The 20,171-nt window shown below is 68.5% G+C and carries 19 protein-coding genes; 5 read left to right on the top strand and 14 right to left on the bottom strand.

Translation table 11 applies throughout. The features are described 5' to 3' along the window. Window positions 1–25 precede the first annotated feature (25 nt). From H0B43_RS32400 to pafA, 7 genes are all read right to left on the bottom strand, one after another. Entirely contained in the window at window positions 26–2,761 is a 2,736-nt protein-coding gene (locus tag H0B43_RS32400; protein WP_185729727.1) for an RNA helicase, read from the bottom strand. Between the two features lie 18 nt (window positions 2,762–2,779). Further along, the gene (gene tatC, locus H0B43_RS32395) at window positions 2,780–3,820 is read right to left on the bottom strand and encodes a twin-arginine translocase subunit TatC (RefSeq protein ID WP_185724206.1); all 1,041 of its coding nucleotides are present in this window, start codon (window positions 3,818–3,820) and stop codon (window positions 2,780–2,782) included. A 71-nt stretch (window positions 3,821–3,891) separates the two neighbouring features. Further along, on the bottom strand, window positions 3,892–4,170 hold the full coding sequence (gene tatA / locus H0B43_RS32390) for a Sec-independent protein translocase subunit TatA (RefSeq protein WP_185724207.1): 279 nt from the start codon (window positions 4,168–4,170) through the stop codon (window positions 3,892–3,894). A gap of 72 nt (window positions 4,171–4,242) precedes the next feature. Further along, window positions 4,243–5,307, bottom strand: a complete 1,065-nt coding sequence (locus tag H0B43_RS32385; RefSeq protein ID WP_312033643.1) for a 2-dehydropantoate 2-reductase — start codon at window positions 5,305–5,307, stop codon at window positions 4,243–4,245. After that, window positions 5,304–6,284 carry a YafY family protein gene (locus H0B43_RS32380; protein ID WP_185724208.1) on the bottom strand — a complete coding sequence of 327 codons (981 nt, stop codon included), beginning with the start codon at window positions 6,282–6,284 and terminating at the stop codon, window positions 5,304–5,306. Before H0B43_RS32380 ends, H0B43_RS32385 begins: the two co-directional genes overlap by 4 nt. Beyond that, window positions 6,281–7,273 (bottom strand): YafY family protein, encoded by a 993-nt coding sequence (locus H0B43_RS32375; protein ID WP_185724209.1) that lies wholly within the window; start codon window positions 7,271–7,273, stop codon window positions 6,281–6,283. The genes H0B43_RS32380 and H0B43_RS32375 overlap by 4 nt, the downstream gene beginning before the upstream one ends. 47 nt (window positions 7,274–7,320) lie before the next feature. Further along, window positions 7,321–8,679, bottom strand: coding sequence for a Pup--protein ligase (gene pafA / locus H0B43_RS32370; protein ID WP_012687833.1), 1,359 nt, complete (start codon window positions 8,677–8,679; stop codon window positions 7,321–7,323). A 73-nt stretch (window positions 8,680–8,752) separates the two neighbouring features. On the opposite strand from pafA, the gene H0B43_RS32365 reads away from it, so the two are divergent. Next, window positions 8,753–10,219, top strand: a complete 1,467-nt coding sequence (locus tag H0B43_RS32365; protein WP_185724210.1) for a phosphatase PAP2 family protein — start codon at window positions 8,753–8,755, stop codon at window positions 10,217–10,219. Here the strand turns inward: H0B43_RS32365 and prcA are convergent. The 5 genes from prcA to H0B43_RS32340 form a co-directional block, all read right to left on the bottom strand. After that, window positions 10,210–11,037 (bottom strand): proteasome subunit alpha, encoded by an 828-nt coding sequence (gene prcA, locus H0B43_RS32360; protein WP_185724211.1) that lies wholly within the window; start codon window positions 11,035–11,037, stop codon window positions 10,210–10,212. The genes H0B43_RS32365 and prcA overlap by 10 nt on opposite strands. After that, window positions 11,034–11,918: a proteasome subunit beta gene (prcB, locus tag H0B43_RS32355; RefSeq protein WP_185724212.1), complete on the bottom strand. Its 885-nt coding sequence runs from the start codon at window positions 11,916–11,918 to the stop codon at window positions 11,034–11,036. Before prcB ends, prcA begins: the two co-directional genes overlap by 4 nt. Further along, the gene (locus H0B43_RS32350) at window positions 11,915–12,109 is read right to left on the bottom strand and encodes a ubiquitin-like protein Pup (RefSeq protein WP_005242990.1); all 195 of its coding nucleotides are present in this window, start codon (window positions 12,107–12,109) and stop codon (window positions 11,915–11,917) included. The genes prcB and H0B43_RS32350 overlap by 4 nt, the downstream gene beginning before the upstream one ends. A gap of 170 nt (window positions 12,110–12,279) precedes the next feature. Continuing rightward, window positions 12,280–13,779, bottom strand: a complete 1,500-nt coding sequence (dop, locus tag H0B43_RS32345) for a depupylase/deamidase Dop (protein ID WP_185724213.1) — start codon at window positions 13,777–13,779, stop codon at window positions 12,280–12,282. Window positions 13,780–13,853: 74 nt separating this feature from the next. Further along, window positions 13,854–14,231, bottom strand: a complete 378-nt coding sequence (locus H0B43_RS32340; protein ID WP_185724214.1) for a nitroreductase family deazaflavin-dependent oxidoreductase — start codon at window positions 14,229–14,231, stop codon at window positions 13,854–13,856. An 82-nt stretch (window positions 14,232–14,313) separates the two neighbouring features. Between H0B43_RS32340 and H0B43_RS32335 the strand changes: the two genes are divergently transcribed. Further along, on the top strand, window positions 14,314–14,874 hold the full coding sequence (locus H0B43_RS32335; protein ID WP_185724215.1) for an NUDIX domain-containing protein: 561 nt from the start codon (window positions 14,314–14,316) through the stop codon (window positions 14,872–14,874). A gap of 54 nt (window positions 14,875–14,928) precedes the next feature. On the opposite strand, the gene arc is transcribed toward H0B43_RS32335, so the two are convergent. After that, window positions 14,929–16,704 carry a proteasome ATPase gene (arc, locus tag H0B43_RS32330; protein ID WP_185724216.1) on the bottom strand — a complete coding sequence of 592 codons (1,776 nt, stop codon included), beginning with the start codon at window positions 16,702–16,704 and terminating at the stop codon, window positions 14,929–14,931. A gap of 183 nt (window positions 16,705–16,887) precedes the next feature. Here arc and H0B43_RS32325 point away from each other — a divergent pair, with 183 nt between their 5' ends. Continuing rightward, window positions 16,888–17,400: a hypothetical protein gene (locus H0B43_RS32325; protein WP_185724217.1), complete on the top strand. Its 513-nt coding sequence runs from the start codon at window positions 16,888–16,890 to the stop codon at window positions 17,398–17,400. A 45-nt stretch (window positions 17,401–17,445) separates the two neighbouring features. Here H0B43_RS32325 and H0B43_RS32320 read toward each other — a convergent pair whose 3' ends face one another. Further along, a complete protein-coding gene (locus H0B43_RS32320; RefSeq protein ID WP_185724218.1) occupies window positions 17,446–18,300 on the bottom strand; it encodes a tRNA (adenine-N1)-methyltransferase in 855 nt (284 codons plus the stop codon). A 96-nt stretch (window positions 18,301–18,396) separates the two neighbouring features. Between H0B43_RS32320 and H0B43_RS32315 the strand changes: the two genes are divergently transcribed. Beyond that, window positions 18,397–19,302, top strand: a complete 906-nt coding sequence (locus tag H0B43_RS32315) for a RecB family exonuclease (RefSeq protein ID WP_185724219.1) — start codon at window positions 18,397–18,399, stop codon at window positions 19,300–19,302. Further along, window positions 19,299–20,135 carry a thioesterase family protein gene (locus tag H0B43_RS32310; protein ID WP_185724220.1) on the top strand — a complete coding sequence of 279 codons (837 nt, stop codon included), beginning with the start codon at window positions 19,299–19,301 and terminating at the stop codon, window positions 20,133–20,135. The genes H0B43_RS32315 and H0B43_RS32310 overlap by 4 nt, the downstream gene beginning before the upstream one ends. The last annotated feature ends 36 nt before the right edge of the window (window positions 20,136–20,171 follow it).

Raw genomic sequence — 20,171 nt, 5'->3', positions numbered from 1 at the left:
GCGAATCCAACCACACGGCGTCGGGTCACGCAGCATCCACGGCGACGACACCGCGCCGGATCGCCGCCACCGCACGACCCGCGGCCTTGCCCACCTCTGGATCGGGCGATGTCGACCGGACCTGTTCGAGCAGGTCGATCACCTGCCTGCACCACCGGACGAAGTCGCCGGCGGACAGGGCCCGCCCCTGATCCCCCGCCGCGATCAGCGCTTCGACCAGCGAATTGTCGCTCGCCCAGTGGTAGATCGCCGCGGCGAATCCGAGATCCGGCTCGCGGGTGGGCGGCAACTTGTGCCGGATCTCGTCCGCCCGCAATTCCCGCCACACGCGGACGGTCTCGTCGAGGGCATGCCGCAGCGCTCCCGGACCGCCGCTCTCGACGGTGTCCCCCTCGCGACGCGATTCGAAGATGACCGCGGAGACGACGGCGGCGAGTTCGGCGGGCCCGAGCCCCTTCCACACCCCCTGCCGGAGGCATTCGGCCACCAAGAGGTCACTCTCGCAATAGATTCGGCTCAGCCGCGTGCCGTGTTCCGTGGCGTCGGGGTGCTCGCCCGTCGAGATGTAGTCGCGTTCCGCGAGCAGCGACAGGATGCGGTCGAACGTGCGCGCCAGCGAATTCGTCGTGGCTGCCACCTTCTGCCGCATCGTGTCGGTCTCCCGGGCCAACCGGTTGTACCGCTCCCCGATCCGGCTCAGTTGCTCACGGTCGGGCCAACTGTGGCAGGGGTGCTGCCGGATGGCGCGCCGCAACCGTGCGATCTCGGCGTCGTCGCCTGCGCCGCCCGCCTTCTTCCGCTTGTGACGTCCCGGCGCGACGATTCCCGTGCTGCGCAACGCCGATGCCAGATCGCGGCGCACCCGGGCGGTGTGGTGATCGAAGCGTCTCGGCAACCGCATCGATCCCAAAGACCGTGCGGGCTCGGGGAAGTCGCCGGCCGACACCCGGCCCGCCCACTTCGCCTCGGTGAGGATCAACGGCTTCGGGTCGGTCGGATCCCGGTCCGGTTCCAGCACCACGGCTAGACCGGAGTGCCGTCCCACGGGGATCGCGATCACGTCGCCGCGCCGCAACGCGACGAGGGAGGCCACAGCGGCGTCCCGCCGTTCGGACCGGCCGGCGCGCTCCAGCGACCGTTCCCGGCTGCTCAGTTCCTCCCGCAGACGCGCGTACTCGAAGTACTCCCCGTCCTCGCCGCCGAGTCGTTCGCGGAGGGTGGTCAGCGCGGCCTCGTTGCGTTCGATCCCGCGGGTCAGTCCGACCACGGAACGGTCGGCCTGGAACTGGGCGAAGGAACGCTCGAGCAGGGCCCGCGATTCGGCCGCACCCATCCGATCGACCAGGTTGATGGTCATGTTGTAGCCAGGACGGAACGAGCTGCGCAGCGGGAACGTGCGGGTGGAGGCCAGGCCGGCGACGTCCACCGGCTCCACCCCCGGCTGCCACAGGACCACCGCATGACCCTCGATGTCGATGCCGCGGCGCCCGGCCCGACCGGTGAGCTGCGTGTACTCACCCGGCGTGAGTTCGGCGTGGGCCTCACCGTTGTACTTCACGAGGCGTTCGAGGACGACGGTGCGGGCAGGCATGTTGATCCCGAGCGCCAGCGTCTCGGTGGCGAACACGGCCCGGACCAGACCCTTGACGAACAGTTCCTCGACCGTCTGCCGGAACGCGGGCAGCATCCCCGCGTGGTGCGCCGCCAGGCCCCGTTCGAGCGCCTTGCGCCATTCCCAGTACCCGAGGACCTCCAGATCGGCCTTCGGCAGTTCCGCGGTGTGCGCGTCGATGATCGTCCGGATCTCGGCGACCTGCTCGGGCGTCGTCAGATCGAGGCGGGACCGCAGGCACTGCGCCAGCGCAGCATCGCACCCGGCCCGGCTGAAGATGAACGTGATCGCCGGGAGCAGTCCCTCGTCGTCGAGGCGAGAGATCACCTCGGGTCGGGGCAACGGCCGGAAATCGCTCGAATACCCGCGGCCGCCGCCGCGGCGTCCCCGGCCCCGCGACTCCCACGAGTCGGCCCGCTCCAGCGCCTGACGTTGTTTGACGTGCCGCACCAGGTCCTGGTCGACCACCAGATCCCTGCGGGCGTCCCCGGTGCCCACCCTCGTATCGAAGAGATCGAACAATCGCTTCCCGACCATGATGTGCTGCCACAGCGGGATCGGGCGGTTCTCGTCGACCACCACGGTGGTGTCGCCGCGCACCGTTTCCATCCACGCGCCGAACTCCTCGGCGTTGCTGACGGTCGCCGACAGGCTGACGAGGCGGACGTCCTCGGAGAGGTGCAGGATCACCTCCTCCCACACCGCCCCACGGAACCGGTCGGCGAGGAAGTGCACCTCGTCCATGACGACGTGGGACAGACCGCGCAGCGCCGGGGAATCGGCATACAGCATGTTCCGCAGCACCTCGGTGGTCATCACCACCACCGGGGCGTCCGAGTTGATGCTCGAGTCGCCCGTCAGCAGGCCGACGGTGTCCTTGCCGTACCGGCGCACCAACTCGGCGTACTTCTGATTGCTCAGGGCCTTGATGGGTGTGGTGTAGAAGCACTTTCGCCCGGCGGCGAGGGCCAGGTGCACGGCGAACTCGCCGACGACGGTCTTGCCCGCACCGGTCGGGGCGCAGACGAGGACGCCGTGGCCGCCCTCGAGCGCGCGGCAGGCGTCGATCTGGAAGGGGTCGAGCACGAAACCGAGCTGCGCCGAGAACACATCGAGTTCGGCGCCGCCGGTCGTGTCACCTGTTGTCACTGCCACCCCGTCAGATTGTCACAGGGTGTCGGAGAAGTCCTGACCCGGTGTGTTGCTACCGGTCGTGCTCGCGTCGTCGTTCTTGTCCGACCCACCGGACCTGCCCGGCTTGCGGGACCGCCGGAACCGGCCGGCAGGCTCGGGGACCGGGGTCGCGGCCACGTCGAACGCCTCGTCCAGATCCGTCGGCGCCGCGATGGTCGACGCCTCGTCGTCGTCGAGGGCGCCCCACTCCTGCTCCGTGCGACGCGCCTTGCGCCGGTCGTTGAGACGGGCGATCTGCACGGCGACCTCGAACAGCACGGTCAACGCGAACGCGAGGGCGAGCATCGAGAACGGGTCCTGCCCGGGGGTGGCGATCGCGGCGAACACGAACAGAGCGAAGATAAGGCCTCGCCGCCACGCCTTGAGTCTCGTGTAGGGCAGGATGCCCACGAAGTTCAGGGCGACGATGAGCAGCGGAATCTCGAAGCTGACGCCGAAGATGATCAGCAGGTTGATGATGAACCCGAAGTATTCGGCGCCGCCGAGCGCGGTGATCTGGACGTTGTCACCGATCGTCAGCAGGAAGTGCAGGGCCTTCGCGACCACTACGTAAGCGAGGACGGCGCCGGTCATGAACAGCAACGCACCGGACACGACGAAGCCGATCGCGTAGCGCCGCTCCTTCGCATACAGACCGGGCGTGATGAACGCCCACAGCTGGTACAGCCAGAACGGGCACGCCAGCACGATGCCCGCCGTCAGCGCAACCTTGAACCGGAGCATGAACTGCTCGAACGGTCCGGTCGCGAGGAGGCGGCACGACCCGTCGCTGGTCAGGTCGGCGCGACTCGACGACGGCAGCGAGCAGTACGGTCCCTGCAGGAGCGCACCGAGACTTTCGATCCCGAAGATCTGGTGGGAGTACCAGTAGAAGCCCACCGCCGTGGTGACCAGGATGGCCAGCACCGACAGCAGCAATCGTGTCCGCAGCTCGTAGAGGTGGTCGACCAACGACATGGTGCCGTCGGGATTGGTCCTCCGCTTGCTGTTGCGCGGATCGAACGGAATTCGCACTGTTATTCGCCCTAGTCTCGGTCAGCAGTCAACCGGGGTGACGTGTCACCCCGGTTGTCAGGCGGCTCGGGCTACGCCGACTTCGGCTCGGTGTGCTGCGGCTGCACGGGCGCCGGCGGAGTCACCGGGGCGGTCGTGGTGTCTGCCACGGGCAGCTCGGCGGGCGCGCTCGGCTGCGCGGTGGGCGCCGGGCTGCTGCTGTTGTCGTTCTGCATTTCCTTGACTTCGCTCTTGAAGATGCGGAGCGAGCGGCCGAGTCCACGAGCCGCATCGGGCAGCTTCTTGGAACCGAACAGGATGACGACGACCAGCGCAACGATGGCCCAGTGCCAGGGGCTCATGGCTCCCATGATGAAACCTCCAAAAGATCAGGTGACCCCGATGCTACCGGACATACACGGCACCAGCCCGGTCGAAACTGGCTAGTTGCGCTGCCGTTTGCCTGCCGGATTCCTGGGTGCCCGCTGGGCGCGGAGGTCTGCGAGGAGGGCATCCCCGGCCCAGTGCCGATTGCCGCCCGCCTCCGCCTCGCGGATCAGTTCGACCAATCGCGCATTTACCGGGGCTACCGTGCCAGACGTCGCCGCCAGCCGCACGACCTCCCCGCTGATCCAGTCCACCTCGGTGCGCCTGCCCGCCTCGAGGTCGTCCCACATCGACGACCGCGCGTGCGGGTCGATGGCCAGCATCCGGCTGCCCGCCACCCGGAACACCCCGTCCGGGACGGTCAGCAACCGGGGAATCCATCGCGGCGGCAGCGGTGTGAGCTTGGCGACAGCGATGCCGCGGGCAGCCAGGAGCGCGAGCGCTTCTCGCTGCGCCAGCGCGAGAACGCGCCGGAACGGCCGCCGCGACAACTCCTCGCGGAGCGGCAGACCGGACAGGGCGTTGACCGCGTTGTTCAAATTGAGCAGCAATTTCGCCCACTGCACGGCACGGAAATCCTCGCGGGCGTGCAGGGGAAGCCCGGCGTCGCCGAACATCGGCGCGACGGCGCCGACCGCCGGATGCTGCTCGATCTCGAGGTCGCCCTCGGAGCCCTGATGGAAATGTCCGTCGCCGCGGTGCACCACGTTGAACAGCACCGTCGCCGCCAGAACGACGTGCCCCGGCAACGCCGCACGCAGGGTGTCCGCGTTGCCCAGCCCGTTCTGCGTGCTCACCACCACCGTGCCGGGACCGAGCACCGGTGCCAGAGCGACCCCCGCCGCCGGTGTGCCCGCCGATTTCACCGCGACGAGAACGAGATCGGCGGTGGCCGCCGACTCGGGGCCGGTGGTGAAGGCGAGGTCGGAGGCACCGACCCGGATGTCCGCGCCGTGCAGGTCCGTCAGGCGCAACCCATGAGCGCGGATCTCCGAGCCGATGTGCTCACGGCCGATCAGCGTGACCTCGGCGCCGGCCGCCGCGAGTCGACCCCCGAGATAGCAACCGATGCTGCCCGCGCCGAACACGCTGACCCGCGGCGCACGCACGGCGTCGTTCACGCCTCGACGGCGTCGTACGCCGACAACGCCTCCACCGCCCGGCGTCGCACCTCGTCGACCAGTTCCGGCGGTCCGAGCACCGTGATTCCGGAACTGAACCCGAGGACCAGTCGCGCCATCCACTCGAGTGCCCCGTAGCTCATGCTCGCCTCGACCGAGCCGTCGGCGGCGACCGTGCGGACATCCATCGGGTAGTAGTCGAGCACCCACACGCAGTCGGCACCGATGCGCAGTAGTGCCTGCGGCAGCGACGCGTCGCCGCTGAACAGTTCGAGGTTGGAATCCCGCACGAGGGCCTGCGCGGGCGGGTTCGACGGCTCGTCCAGTTCGGTGGCCGCGTCGATCCGGTCGAGCCGGAACAACCGGACCCCCTCGGCCTGCCTGCACCACGCCTGCAGATAACTGTGATTGTCGACGAGCACGATCCGCACCGGATCCACGGTCCGCTCGGTGACCCGGTCCCGGGACGCCGAGTAGTACGTCAGGTGCAGAGCACGGCGGCGATGGAGCGCGGATCGCACCGCGGCGGCGATCGGGTCTTCCGCCACGTCGTCCGCTGCATCCCGCTCCGACGTCGGAGTCACCGTCGCGCGGGCCGCCGCGGTGCCCGCGGCATCCTCGATCTTGGCGATCGCACTGTGCGCCGCCGACGGGTCGACCATCCCCGGCATCTCCACCAGCGAACGCAGTGCAATCAGCAGGGCCGTCGCCTCCGTCGAGGTCAACCGCAGCGGTCGGTCGATGCCCGCCGAGAACGTCACCTCGATGCTCTCCTCGGAGAACGAGAGGTCGATGAGGTCGCCCGGACCGTATCCGGGCAGCCCACACACCCAGAGCTGATTGAGATCGGACATCAGCTGTGTGGTGGTGACGCCCAGTTCCGCGGCGGCCTCGGCCGCACTCATCCCGGGGTTCGCGATGAAGTAGGGCACCAGATTGAGGAGCCGCGACAGTCTCGACGACAGCCTGTTGCTCACGACGTGCCCCCGTCCCCTGCGGCATCCTTCAGTTTGGTCAGCACATCGTGGCGTAGTTCGGGCGGGTCGAGGACCAGGGCGTCCGCGCCGTGGCCGGCGACCAGCCGCGCAATCCAGTCCCGGGAGCGGACCGGGATCTCGAGCACGGTGCCGCTGCGCTCGTTCACCTGCTTCACCCCTGTCGCCGTCCCCAGCCGGCGCAGTTCCTGGGCGCGTCCCTCGGCCACCCACACCGTGGCGGTCCCGGTGACCTCCCCCGAACCGGTGACGCGGTCCACGATCTCCCGCAGGTCCACACCAGCCGGTTTGTGCACGGCCCCCGACGGTCCGAACTCCCGCACATCGTCGCCGATTCGCGACAGCCGGAACGTCCGGACCGCGCCCCGGTCGACGTCGTGACCGACGAGATACCACCGGCCGTGCGCCGTGACGACACCCCAGGGTTCCACGGTGCGCTCGATGTACGGCTCGTTGAGGGCACCGCGGTGCGGGAAGTGCACGGCGCGGCCGGCGTCGACGGCCGCAAGCAACTTCCCGAGCGCCGGCTCGGAGCCGCGGGTCCGGGCCGGGACGGCGGTGATCGGAGTAGCCGCCGAGTCCGGATCCACCTGCACACCGGCCGCCCTCAGCTTGAGCAACGCCCCCTGGGCGGCCGACGTCAACTCGGGCGACTCCCACAACTGGACCGCGACCGCGACCGCCGCCGACTCCTCCTGGCTGAGGTCGATGTCGGGCAGCTCGTACGCGTTGCGGTTGATGCGGTAGCCCTCCACCGTCGAGAATCGCGACGCCTGCCCCGTCTCCAGCGGAACACCGAGATCCCGTAGTTCGTTCTTGTCGCGTTCGAACATGCGGCTGAACGCCTCGTCGCTGGCGGAGTCGGCGTACCCGGCAACGCTCTCGCGAATCTTCTCGGCGGTGAGGAACTGTCTGGTGGACAGCAAACAGATCACCAGGTTCATCAAGCGCTCGATCTTGGAAGTCGGCACGCCCGGAAGCCTAGTGGGTGAGCCCGTTCCGGACTCCCTCAGCGCGGCTACATCGAGGCAATCAGCCGCTCCACTCGCTCGTCGACCGACCGGAACGGGTCTTTGCACAGCACGGTCCGCTGGGCCTGGTCGTTGAGCTTGAGATGCACCCAGTCGACCGTGAAGTCGCGACCGGCCTCCTGCGCGGCAGTGATGAACTCGCCGCGCAGCTTCGCCCGCGTGGTCTGCGGCGGGGTGTCGACCGCCGCCTCGATCGTCTCGTCCTCGGTGATCCGCTTCACGAGCCCCTTGCGCTGCAGCACGTCGAACACACCGCGACCGCGTTTGATGTCGTGATACGCCAGATCCAGCTGCGCGATCTTCGGGTCGGCCAGCTCGAAGCCGTGCCGGTCCTGATAGCGCTGGAACAACTTGCGCTTGATCACCCAGTCGATCTCGGTGTCGACCTTCGCGAAGTCCTGCGTCTCGACGGCGTCGAGCATCCGGCCCCACAGGTCCACCACCTGCGTGACCTGCGGATCGGGGTCGCGGTTCTGCAGGTGTTCGACCGCACGCGCGTGGTACTCCCGCTGGATGTCGAGAGCGCTGGCCTGCCGGCCGCCGGCCAGCCGCACCGGGCGACGTCCAGTCACGTCGTGGCTGACCTCACGGATAGCGCGGATCGGGTTGTCGAGCGCGAAATCACGGAACGACACCCCGGCCTCGATCATCTCGAGGACGAGAGCAGCCGTACCCACCTTCAGCATGGTGGTGGATTCGGACATGTTCGAATCGCCGACGATGACGTGGAGGCGACGGTACTTCTCCGCGTCCGCGTGCGGTTCGTCGCGGGTGTTGATGATGGGCCGCGACCGTGTGGTCGCCGACGACACACCCTCCCAGATGTGCTCGGCGCGCTGCGACAGACAGAACGTGGCCGCCTTCGGCGTCTGCAGGACCTTGCCGGCGCCACAGATCAGCTGCCGCGTGACCAGGAACGGGAGCAGCACGTCCGAGATCCGGGAGAACTCGCCGGCCCGGGCCACGAGGAAGTTCTCGTGACAGCCGTACGAATTGCCTGCCGAATCCGTGTTGTTCTTGAACAGGTAGATGTCGCCGCCGATGCCTTCTTCGGCGAGCCGCTGTTCGGCGTCGATCAACAGCTCCTCGAGAACTCGCTCACCCGCCCGGTCGTGATTGACCAACTGGATGAGGTTGTCACACTCGGCCGTCGCATATTCGGGGTGCGAGCCGACGTCAAGATACAGGCGGGCACCGTTCCGGAGGAAGACGTTGGAGCTGCGGCCCCACGACACCACCCGCCGGAACAGGTAGCGCGCAACCTCGTCCGGGCTCAGTCGCCTGTGACCATGGAAGGTGCACGTCACACCGAACTCTGTCTCAATTCCCATGATTCGTCGCTGCACACCTCGAGAGTACAACGCGGATCACCCGGCGGAGCGTTAAAACGGTTCGGCAACGCACCACGCATACGCTGAGGTGGTGAACCCACATCTACGCCGCATCCACCGGGCAGACGAGATCCTGTTCGACCGCAGCGCGAATCTGAACCCGTCCCACGTCGACCGGTTGATGCGCTTCCTCAGCCGGGCCGCCGACAAGGGCATTCTGTGGTGGTCCGTGGCGGCCGTACTGGGACTGGTCGGCGGGCGTGCCCGCAGGGGCGGTGTGCGAGGCCTGCTGTCACTGGGGCTGGCGAGCGGCCTCGCCAACGGCATCCTCAAACCGGTGTTTCCGCGGCGGCGACCACCCCCGCGGGTCTGGGCGAACGTGCTGCGCGGGGTGGAGATTCCCCGGTCCTCGTCCTTCCCGTCGGGACACTCGGCGTCGGCGGCCGCGTTCACCACCGGCGTCGCCCTGGAATCGCCCGCGGCCGCGGCCGTCGTGGCGCCCCTCGCCGCTGCGGTCGCCTACTCCCGGGTGCACAACGGTGTGCACTGGCCGTCGGACGTGCTCGCCGGACTCGCCCTCGGTGGGGCCGTCGCGGCCGGTACCCGCCGGTGGTGGGCGGTGCGCCCGGAGGAACCAGCGGAGCTGGGACCGTCCGTCGACGCGCCCGCACTGCCCGGCGGTGAGGACCTGCTCGTCCTGGTCAACCCGGAATCGGGGCCGGACGGCGTCGACCCCCGCGAGGAGATCGCGACTGCTCTCCCCAAGGCCGACGTGCGTACCTTGGACACGGACCGCGATTTCGCCGAGCAACTCGACGCCTGGGTGGCCGACACGCAGCCGCGAGCCCTCGGCGTGTGTGGTGGAGACGGGACCGTGGTCGCCGTCGCCGCGGCGGCCGCGCGTCACCGGTTACCGCTGGCAGTGTTCCCGGGCGGAACGCTCAACCACTTCGCCCGGGACGTCGGCGTCACCGACATCTCCGGCACGGCAACCGCCGTCGAGACCGGGCAAGCGGTTCTCGTCGACCAGGCGGTGGTCCACACCGATGTGTCGGAATCCGCGCCGTTCCTCAACACCGCCAGCCTCGGTGGATACCCCGACGCGGTGCGACTGCGGGAGAAGTGGCAACCCCGTTACGGGAAGTGGCCGGCAGCAAGTGCGGCGATGATCCGGATTCTCTCCGCGGCAACTCCGCTCGCCGTCACCATCGACGGGCGGCCCGTGCAGGTCTGGATGTTGTTCGTCGGGAACGGTCGGTATTCGCCGTCCGATCAGGTTCCGATGTCGCGCCCGGCCATCACCGGTGGGCTGCTCGACGTCCGGTACGTGCGGGCGGACCGCCGGGCATCCCGGCCGCGGCTCCTGTTCGCGGCCGCGACCGGGACACTCGGAAGCAGTCGGGTGTACGTGCACGCATTGGTCCCCCGGGTCACCGTCCGGGTGAACGGCGCGCCGGTCGCCCTCGCCACCGACGGCGAAGTGGTGGCCGACGCCCGCCGCTTCGACTTCCGGACGGTGCCCGAGGCGATCGCGGTGTACCGACCTCAGTCCTGAGAGTCGGTCGGCTTCGCCTCGGCACCGCCGGTCGGCTTCGCCTCGGCACCGATGGTCGGCTTCGCCTCGGGCGCCGCCTTCGAATCCGCAGGGGGCTCGGAGGCGGCCGCCGGGGCCGCAGGAACCAACTGCTCGAGCGCGGCGCCGGCGATTCTCCGGAACGCCCGGCGAGGCCGGGACTGATCGAGCACGGCCACCTCGAGGCTGGCCACGTCGACGTTCCGCTTCTCGCCTTCCCCGGCACCCCCTTGACGCAACGCGTTGACGGCGACACCGACCGCCGACTCGAGATCGAGGTCGGCCCGGTACGACTCGCGCATGGCGGTCGCGATCGGCTCGGTCGTGCCGCCCATCACGACGAAATGCTGCTCGTCGACGATGGACCCGTCGTAGGTGATGCGGTACAGCTGGGGCGGCTTCGGGCTGCCCACGCGCCCGACCTCGGCAACACAGATCTCCACCTCGTACGGCTTGGGTTGCTCGGTGAAGATCGTGCCGAGGGTTTGCGCGTACGCGTTGGCCAGGGACCGGCCCGTGACGTCGCGGCGATCGTAGGAGTAGCCGCGCATGTCGGCGTGGACGATTCCGGCGCGCCGCAGGTTCTCGAACTCGTTGTACTTGCCGACGGCCGCGAAGCCGAGCCGGTCGTACAGTTCGCTCACCTTGTGCAGCGCCGTGGACGGATTCTCGGCGACGAACAGGACACCGTCGCGGAACGTGAGCACCACGACGCTGCGTCCCCGGGCAATCCCCTTGCGCGCCAACTCGGAGCGGTCCCGCATGATCTGCTCGGCGGAGGCGTAATACGGCATGGTCATCGCGCGGACCCCCCTTCTTCGGTGCGCTCGGTGACGATCCGCCGAGCCAACTCGGACGTCGTCTCCTCGGGCACGACTACAGCGCCGGCCTGGGTGATGGTGACCGCGGTCGGGTAGATACCCCGGGTGAGATCGGGTCCACCGGTGGCCGAATCGTCGTCTGCTGCGTCGTACAGCGATTCGACGGCCGCCCGCAGGGCGGTCTCCTCGTCGCTGTCCGGCGAGTAGATCTTCTTCAGTGCCGACTTCGCGAACAGCGATCCCGAACCGACCGCGTGGTATCCAGCGCGTTCCTCGTACCGGCCGCCCACGACATCGTACGAGACGATGCGGCCCGCGCGGGCCTCGTCGTCCGCGTCGAGGTCGTAGCCGACGAGCAACGGAACCACCGCGAGACCCTGCATCGCCGCGCCGAGGTTGCCCCGCACCATCGACGCCAGCCGGTTGGCCTTGCCGTCGAAGGTCAGGGGGACGCCCTCGATCTTCTCGTAGTGCTCGAGTTCGACGGCGAACAGGCGAACCAGTTCGATCGCGATGCCCGCGGTGCCGGCGATACCGGCCGCCGAATACTCGTCGGTGACGTACACCTTCTCGACGTCCCGGCTCGCGATCAGGTTGCCCTGGGTCGCACGCCGGTCGCCGGCGAGCAGAACGCCACCCTTGTAGGTGAGCGCCACGATCGTCGTTCCGTGCGGTGCGAGATCACCGCTGTCCATCCCGTCACCACCCCGTGTCGAGTGCGAACGATGGCCGATCCGATTCTCCGGCAGCAATTCTGGTGCGTGACCGCGCAGAAACTCGGTGAACGAGCTCAGATTCGATCCGAAACTGAGCCTCGTGTCACCGTCGCCCGTCCGCAATGCCGGTCGATCCGCCGTCACTGGCCGCCCTTCTGGACATAGGCCCGGACGAAGTCCTCGGCGTTCTCCTCGAGCACGTCGTCGATCTCGTCGAGCAGGTCGTCGGTGTCCTCGGCCAGCTTTTCGCGACGTTCCTGACCAGCGGCACCGTCACCACCGGGGGTGTCGTCCTCGTCGCCGCCACCAGTTCGTTTGGTCTGCTCTTGCGCCATCGCCGCCGACCTCCTTCTGTGAAGGGAGCTCTTCTTCCGAGCGTCCTGTCGTGCCAAGCAGTCTGACTACATCATCCGCTCGGACCTTCACCCTACCGAGCGACGCCGCCGCACGTGTGCCGACGCGACGGCGAGTTCCGGCGCAGATCCGTCCGGAAGCGGTCGCTCGGTCAGTTCGTGAGCTCGTCGACGAGTTCTTTCGCCGTCGCCACCGACTCCAGCAGCTCCCCTACGTGCGCCTTGCTGCCGCGCAGAGGCTCGAGCGTGGGAATCCGCACCAGGGAGTCGCCCCCGAGATCGAAGATCACCGAATCCCAGCTCGCCGCCGCGATGTCTGCGCCGAACTTGCGCAGGCACTCGCCGCGGAAGTAGGCGCGGGTGTCGGTGGGCGGGGTGTCGACCGCGTCCAGCACCTGCTGCTCGGAGACGAGGCGCTCCATCGACCCGCGCGCAACGAGCCGGTTGTAGAGCCCCTTGTCGAGACGGACGTCCGAGTACTGCAGGTCGACGAGATGCAGCCGCGGCGCGGACCAGTTGAGCCCCTCCCTGTTCCGGAACCCCTCGAGCAGGCGCAGCTTGGCCGGCCAGTCCAGCAGGTGGGCGCATTCCATCGGGTCGCGCTCGAGAAGGTCGAGCACCATCGCCCACTTTTCCAGCAGGTCGGCCACGCGGGGGTCGTCGTTGCCCTCCGCGGACATGAACTTGTCGACGCGATCCAGGTAGATCCGCTGCAACGCAAGCCCGGTCAATTCCCGGCCGTCGGCCAGCGCGACCGTGGCGCGCAGCGTCGGATCGTGGCTGATGTGGTGCACGGCCGTCACCGGCCGGGCCAGTTGCAGGTCGGTGAGGTCGACACCGGCCTCGATCAGATCGAGGACCATCGCCGTGGTCCCGACCTTCAGATACGTCGACATCTCGGCGAGGTTCGCGTCGCCGATGATGACGTGGAGGCGTCGGTACTTGTCGGCGTCGGCGTGGGGTTCGTCGCGGGTATTGATGATGCCGCGCTTGAGCGTGGTCTCGAGCCCGACCTCGACCTCGATGTAGTCGGCGCGCTGGGACAGCTGGAAGCCGGCCTCGTCGCCGGACTGCCCGATTCCGACGCGACCCGACCCGCAGATCACCTGACGGGACGCGAAGAACGGCGTCAGGCCGTTGATCACCGCGGAGAACGGCGTCGCCCGCGACATCAGGTAGTTCTCGTGGGTGCCGTACGACGCGCCCTTGCCGTCCACGTTGTTCTTGTACAGCTGCAGTCGTGGGGCACCGGGAACGCTCGACGCGTGCCGGGCGGCGGCCTCCATCACGCGTTCACCGGCCTTGTCCCAGATGACGGCGTCGAGGGGGTCGGTGACCTCGGGGGCGGAGTATTCGGGGTGCGCGTGATCGACGTACAGACGGGCGCCGTTGGTGAGGATCATGTTGGCCGCGCCGACCTCGTCGGCGTCGATCACCGGCGCCGGGCCGCTCAGCCGGCCGAGGTCGAACCCACGGGCATCGCGCAGCGGGGATTCCACCTCGTAGTCCCATCGGGTGCGCTTGGCACGCGGCACCCCCGCGGCGGCCGCGTAGGCCAGCACCGCCTGGGTGGACGTCAAGATCGGATTGGCCGAAGGCTCGCTGGGTGAGGAGATTCCATACTCGACTTCGACACCGATGATCCGCTGCATGCTGCCGAGCCTATGCGATCAGTCCCCTCGCCCGGCGGCACACTCCTGCCGCGCGAGCCGTTCGCGTCGCGCGGTCAGGCCGGCGAACACTCCAGGTACTGATCCGCTGTGATCGCCCCGAGCACCGTTCGGACCCCGGTGGGAGCCCAGGCATGGGTGCTGTCGGTGACGATTCTCGGGTCGGTCAGGGTGATGGTGCGTCGGCGCGTCTCGATGGTGCACCCGCCCGCCGCCACCACGTTGCGCACCCAGTCACTCCGGGCGCCGTACGTGAGCGCGAACCGGTAGCGGCCGTCCACGACGAACACGTTGACGGGTGTGCGATACGCCGTGCCCGACTTCCGGCCCCGGTGCTCGACGACGGCGAAGCCCGGCAGGATCGTCGCGACGTGACGGCTCACCTGATTGGTGACCACCCGGTTGAACCGGGCGATCGAACGCGGCAACGCCATGATCTCGGACCCCTTCGGCACCGGAACGAGCAACCACCCACGACGGTACCGGCCCCCGACGGGGTACTGGCAGGATCGACGCATGGATTCCGTCCCGAACACCCCGCCCGGCGCGGACGAAGTGGTGGCGGTGTTCGACAGCGCGGGCCGACCGGCCGGTACCGCCGAGCGTTCCCGGGTCTACGCCGAGGGGTTGTGGCACGCCAGCGCCGGGGTCCTGGTCCGCTCCGGTGACGGCCGGCGGCTCTACGTGCACAGACGCTCGGACACGAAGACCGTGTTCGCCGGACAGCACGACTGCCTCGCGGGCGGGGTGGTCGATCCCGGGGAGACCGCGGAGGAGGCCGCGACCCGCGAACTGGCGGAAGAACTCGGCATCGCCGGAGTCGCGCTCACCCCCATCGCGCAGGTGGCGTGGGACGGACGGTGGCACGGACTGCGGCTCCGCTGCCACCTGTACGCCTACGAGACGCGCTGGGACGGGCCGGTGGTGCACCAGGCCAGCGAGATCGCGGCCGGCTGGTGGTGGACGCCCCACGAACTGGTCGCACATCTGCGTGACCCGCAGTGGCCGTTCGTCCCGGACACCCGGGCTCTCCTGGAGGACTACCTCATCGCCCTGGACCACCGGCGCGACGGCTGACCTGCACGGCGGGAACTCGATTCGAGTCCCGCCGCGCAGGTGGCAGTGAGCGGCCTACAGGTACTGGCCCGTGTTGGATTCGGTGTCGATGGCGCGGCTCGCGCTCGCGTTCTTACCGGTGACCAGCGTGCGGATGTAGACGATCCGCTCACCCTTCTTGCCCGAGATCCGGGCCCAGTCGTCGGGATTGGTGGTGTTCGGCAGATCCTCGTTCTCGGAGAACTCGTCGACGATGGAGTCGAACAGGTGCTGGACCCGCAGGCCCGGGGCACCGGTGTCGAGCACCGACTTGATCGCGTACTTCTTGGCGCGGTCGACGATGTTCTGGATCATCGCCCCCGAGTTGAAGTCCTTGAAGTAGAGGACTTCCTTGTCGCCGTTGGCGTACGTGACCTCGAGGAAGCGGTTCTCCTCGCTCTCGGCGTACATGCGGTCGACGACCCGTTCGATCATCACCCGGATGCACGCGGTGCGGTCGCCGCCGAACTCCGCGAGGTCGTCGCTGTGCACCGGCAGCGTCTCGACGAGGTACTTCGAGAAGATGTCCTGCGCCGACTCGGCGTCGGGGCGTTCGATCTTGATCTTCACGTCGAGGCGTCCCGGACGCAGGATGGCGGGGTCGATCATGTCCTCGCGGTTGGATGCGCCGATCACGATGACGTTCTCGAGTCCCTCGACACCGTCGATCTCACTGAGCAGCTGCGGCACGACTGTCGTCTCGACGTCGGAGGAGACACCCGACCCACGAGTACGGAAGATCGAGTCCATCTCGTCGAAGAACACGATCACCGGGGTGCCCTCGGACGCCTTCTCCCGAGCCCGCTGGAAGATGAGCCGGATGTGCCGCTCGGTCTCGCCGACGAACTTGTTCAGCAGCTCGGGGCCCTTGATGTTGAGGAAGTAGGACTTGGCTTCCTTGCTGTCCTGCCCCCGCGCCTCCGCGATCTTCTTCGCGAGCGAGTTGGCGACCGCCTTGGCGATCAGCGTCTTGCCGCATCCGGGCGGGCCGTAGAGCAGCACACCCTTGGGCGGGCGGAGCTCGTATTCGTGGAACAGGTCCTTGTGGAGGAACGGCAACTCGACGGCGTCGCGGATCTGCTCGATCTGCCTGCCGAGACCACCGATGTCGTCGTAGTGGACGTCGGGAACCTCTTCGAGGACCAGATCCTCGACCTCGGCCTTGGGGATCCGCTCGAACGCGTAGCCGGCCTTCGTGTCGACGAGGAGGGAGTCGCCCGGGCGCAGCTTCCGGGTGGGCGAGTCCGCGTCGTACGCGATGGTCTCCTTCTCGCTCTCCTCGAACACGGTGGCGAGGGGTTCGGCGAGCCAGACGATTCGTTCCTCGTCGGCGTGACCCACCACGAGGGCGCGATGACCGTCGTCGAGGACCTCGCGCAGCGTGCTGATCTCACCCACGCGCTCGAAGTTGCCCGCCTCCACGATCGTGAGTGCCTCGTTGAGGCGCACGGTCTGGCCGAGCTTGAGGGTCTCGGCGTCGACGTTCGGGGAGCAGGTCAACCGCATCTTGCGACCGGAGGTGAACACGTCCACCGTCTGATCGTCGTGCACTCCGAGCAGCACGCCGTAGCCGCTCGGCGGCTGGCCGAGGCGGTCGACTTCTTCTCGAAGCGCAATGAGCTGCTGGCGGGCTTCCTTGAGGGTGTCCATCAGCTTGGTGTTCCGGATGGACAGCGAGTCCACTCGCGATTCCATCTCACGAAGCTGTTCCGGCGACTCCGCGAGCTGCCTGCGCAGTGCCGACGCCTCTGCGCGCAACGCCTCGAGCTCTCGTGCGGCCGCAACCGAATCGGGGTTCTCTGTCGAGCTCATGTGCGTCTCCTCCCAATGAGATCTATCAACGCTACCGGCACTGCCCGAATTCTGCGCCGTGACACGGATTCTGCCGATTGCGAATCGGCATACGCGACGCCCCGGACCACCGAAATTCTCATGTTAGCCTTACCTACCTGTCGAGCAGTTTTCTCTCTGTTCTGTGTAACGAAAGGGTTCGTCGTGATAATCCGCAAGCCCCTGAACGGCACATCCGCCATCGGTAGGTCCGTGGTCGCCGTCGGCGCGGTCGTCCTCGCGCTCGGGATGTCGGCCTGCTCGTCAGACGACTCGTCCGGCACCACGGCGACGACGTCCGCTGCCACGTCCTCCACGTCCTCCGCGTCCGGAGCGGCTGTCGCGGCCCCCACCTCCGCGGAACTGCTGCGCACGCTCCAGCTGCTCGTGGACCCGGCCCGCCCGGTCGACGACAAGACCGGCGTGGTGGTCGACGGCGACGAACGCCGCCCGAACCTGGAGGCGATGACTGCGGCGATGGCGAACTATCCGGTGTCCTTCACGGTCACGGATGTGCAGGTGGAGGGCGATACGGCGACGGCGAACGTCGCGATCGTCAGCCCGCACGGCACGGCCGCCCCGACGGCGTGGACGTGGGAGAACGTCGACGGCACGTGGAAGGTGTCCGACGAGAGCACCTGCACCCTGCTCGGCATGGCGCGCGTCGGCTGCAGCTAGCTTGCCGAGCTTCGGCGGCGGCCCGGGCGCCGCCGACGTCAGGGCTCAGCCCTTGCCGGACCGGCGCTGCGGCTTGGGAGTGACCGTTCCCTCGGCGAGCCGCCTGGCGCTCACCAGGAACGCGGTGTGGCCCTGCATCCGGTGCTCCGGGCGCACCGCGAGCCCGACGACGTGCCATCCGCGGACGATCGATTCCCAGGACCGCGGCTCCGTCCAGCATTCCTGCTCGCGCATCGCCTCGACCACCTTCGACAGCTGCGTCACGGTCGCGACGTACACGATCAGGACCCCACCGGGAACCAGGGCCTCGGACACCGCGGGCAGAGCGTCCCACGGGGCCAGCATGTCGAGGACCACCCGGTCGACCCGGCCGCCCGCCGCCGCGGCGTCGAACTCGGCGACGTCGGCGATCGTCAGGTCCCAGTTCTCCGGGCGTTCCCCGAAGAACGTCTCGACGTTCCGGACGGCGTGTTCGGCGTGGTCGTCGCGCACCTCGTACGAGATGACCCGGCCTTCGGGCCCGACCGCGCGGAGCAGCGAGCACGTCAACGCTCCGGACCCGGCGCCGGCCTCGAGCACCCGGGCCCCGGGAAAGACGTCACCCTCGTGGACGATCTGTGCCGCGTCCTTCGGGTAGATGACCTGCGCACCGCGCGGCATCGACAGTACGTAGTCGGTGAGCAGCGGTCGCAATGCGAGGTACGGGGTGCCGTTGGTCGACTTGACCACGCTGCCCTCGTCGGTGCCGATCAGGTCGTCGTGGAGGATGCCGCCGCGGTGGGTGTGGAACTCCTTGCCCGCCTCCAGGTTGACCGTGTAGTGCCGGCCCTTCGCGTCCGTCAACTGGACGCGATCGCCCACCCGAAACGGTCCACTCGGTCGCGTTTCGCGTCCCACCATCGTCACCGACTCCTCAGCCTGTTCGTCCGGGCACCGTCCGGCGCCCACACCACAGCCCCGACAGGACTGTCGGAGCGGGGGCCTACCCTGCCAGGTGTGAGCATCTCAGAGTCGCCAGCCCCCGTCGTAACGGGTTCCCCGTCACAGCGCGACGACACCTCGGCGACCCGCAGGCGGCCCGCCCTGTCCCCGTCCCGCGCCGGCGACTTCAAACAGTGCCCGCTCCTCTATCGTTTCCGCGCCGTCGACCGGCTCCCCGAGGCTCCGTCCCGGGCGCAGGTGCGGGGCACGGTGGTACACGCCGCACTGGAAACGCTGTTCGGGCTCCCCGCGGCCGAACGCGTGCCTGCGCGCGCCGTCGACCTCGTCCTCCCGTCGTGGGAGCGACTCCTCGACGAGGCCCCCGACCTGATCGATCTGGTTCCGGGTGACGAACGCGAGTCGTTCCTCGACGAGGCCCGGTCCCTCGTCGAGGCCTATTACCGATTGGAAGACCCCACCCGGTTCGAGGCCGAGTCGTGTGAACAGCACGTCGAGACCGAACTCGACGACGGAGTGGTACTCCGCGGGTTCGTCGACCGCATCGACGTCGCCCCCACCGGTGAAGTCCGGGTGGTCGATTACAAGACCGGTCGTGCGCCCCGCGAGATGTCCGAGTCCAAGGCGCTGTTCCAGATGAAGTTCTATGCGCTGGTCCTGCTGCGCACCCGGGGCATCGTCCCGGCGCAACTGCGCCTGCTCTACCTCGCCTCCGGGACGGTCCTCACCTACGCACCCGACGAGGACGAACTGCTGCGGTTCGAGCGCACGCTGTCGGCAATCTGGAAGGCCATTCTCGCGGCCGGCGTCACCGGCGATTTCCGACCCAAGCCGAGTCGCCTCTGCGACTGGTGTGATCATAAGTCCCGATGCCCCTCGTTCGGCGGAACGCCGCCTCCCTACCCCGGGTGGCCCGAGGGGCCGGCCGAAGACGCACCGGGTTTCGAGGAGATTGTCGAATGAGTTCCGAGTCCTACTACGTACCAGTCGGTTCGGAAACGCTGGGTGCTCCGACACCGGGCTCGGACCAGAAGGTCACCGTGGAGCGGTTCGACAGCACGGATCTGACGATCAGTGTGTGGGCCGACACGATGCAGCACGGCGCTCCCCCGTCCGCGCTGCTCGTGCGGGCGCTCGAACGCTGTGCCGCACGCGACGACGCACGCCTCACCCGGGTGGTGGTCGAGATCCTGGGCCCCATCCCGATCGCCGAACTCGAGGTCCGATCCTGGGTGCAGCGCCCGGGACGCCGGGTGGAACTGGTGGTCGCGGAACTGTGGACCGTCGGCGACCGTCCCCGTGCCGTCGCGCGGGGCTCGGCCTGGCGCATGGAGACCGTCGACACCAACGACGCCGTCCATGTCGTCGACCCGCCCCTCGAACCGCGATCCGCGGGCCGGGACGGCGCATTCGGGGGCAGCTGGAACTCCGGCTACCTGACCACCCTCGACTGGCGGTGGATCGCCGAGATGGGATGCGCGGGCCCGGGCAAGCTGTGGGCGAAGCCGCGGCCCGCGCTGGTGCTCGGTGAGACCATGACTCCGCTCGAGCGACTGTTCTCCATCGCGGACATCGCCAACGGAGTTGGATCGAAGCTCGACCCGGCGCACTGGACGTTCCTCAACACCGACCTCACCGTCCACATCTTCCGGGTACCCGAAGGCGACTGGGTCGGAGTCAGCTCCGAAACCTCCATCGGCCCCGACGGAGTGGGGATGTGCGCGGGGGTTCTCTACGACGAGACCGGCGCCGTCGGCCGGATCGCCCAGACCGTACAGGTCCGCGCCCGCTCCTGACCGGAACGGGCGCGGATCGTCGTGCGGCGGAACGGG

This window comes from Rhodococcus sp. 4CII (assembly GCF_014256275.1).
GTDB classification, from domain to species: Bacteria; Actinomycetota; Actinomycetes; order Mycobacteriales; family Mycobacteriaceae; genus Rhodococcus_F; species Rhodococcus_F wratislaviensis_A.
The sequence above is the reverse complement of the archived record's forward strand: the minus strand, read 5'-3'. Positions and strand labels throughout refer to the sequence as shown.

What these genes read in the sequence shown, in the direction of transcription:
- H0B43_RS32350 (WP_005242990.1), bottom strand. Translation starts at nt 12,109, where the DNA reads ATGGCGCAAGAGCAGACCAAACGAACTGGTGGCGGCGACGAGGACGAC.
- tatA (WP_185724207.1), bottom strand. Translation starts at nt 4,170, where the DNA reads ATGGGAGCCATGAGCCCCTGGCACTGGGCCATCGTTGCGCTGGTCGTC.
- H0B43_RS32320 (WP_185724218.1), bottom strand. Translation starts at nt 18,300, where the DNA reads ATGGTGGGACGCGAAACGCGACCGAGTGGACCGTTTCGGGTGGGCGAT.
- H0B43_RS32310 (WP_185724220.1), top strand. Translation starts at nt 19,299, where the DNA reads ATGAGTTCCGAGTCCTACTACGTACCAGTCGGTTCGGAAACGCTGGGT.
- dop (WP_185724213.1), bottom strand. Translation starts at nt 13,779, where the DNA reads ATGCAGCGGATCATCGGTGTCGAAGTCGAGTATGGAATCTCCTCACCC.
- arc (WP_185724216.1), bottom strand. Translation starts at nt 16,704, where the DNA reads ATGAGCTCGACAGAGAACCCCGATTCGGTTGCGGCCGCACGAGAGCTC.
- prcA (WP_185724211.1), bottom strand. Translation starts at nt 11,037, where the DNA reads ATGACCATGCCGTATTACGCCTCCGCCGAGCAGATCATGCGGGACCGC.
- H0B43_RS32335 (WP_185724215.1), top strand. Translation starts at nt 14,314, where the DNA reads ATGGATTCCGTCCCGAACACCCCGCCCGGCGCGGACGAAGTGGTGGCG.
- H0B43_RS32340 (WP_185724214.1), bottom strand. Translation starts at nt 14,231, where the DNA reads ATGGCGTTGCCGCGTTCGATCGCCCGGTTCAACCGGGTGGTCACCAAT.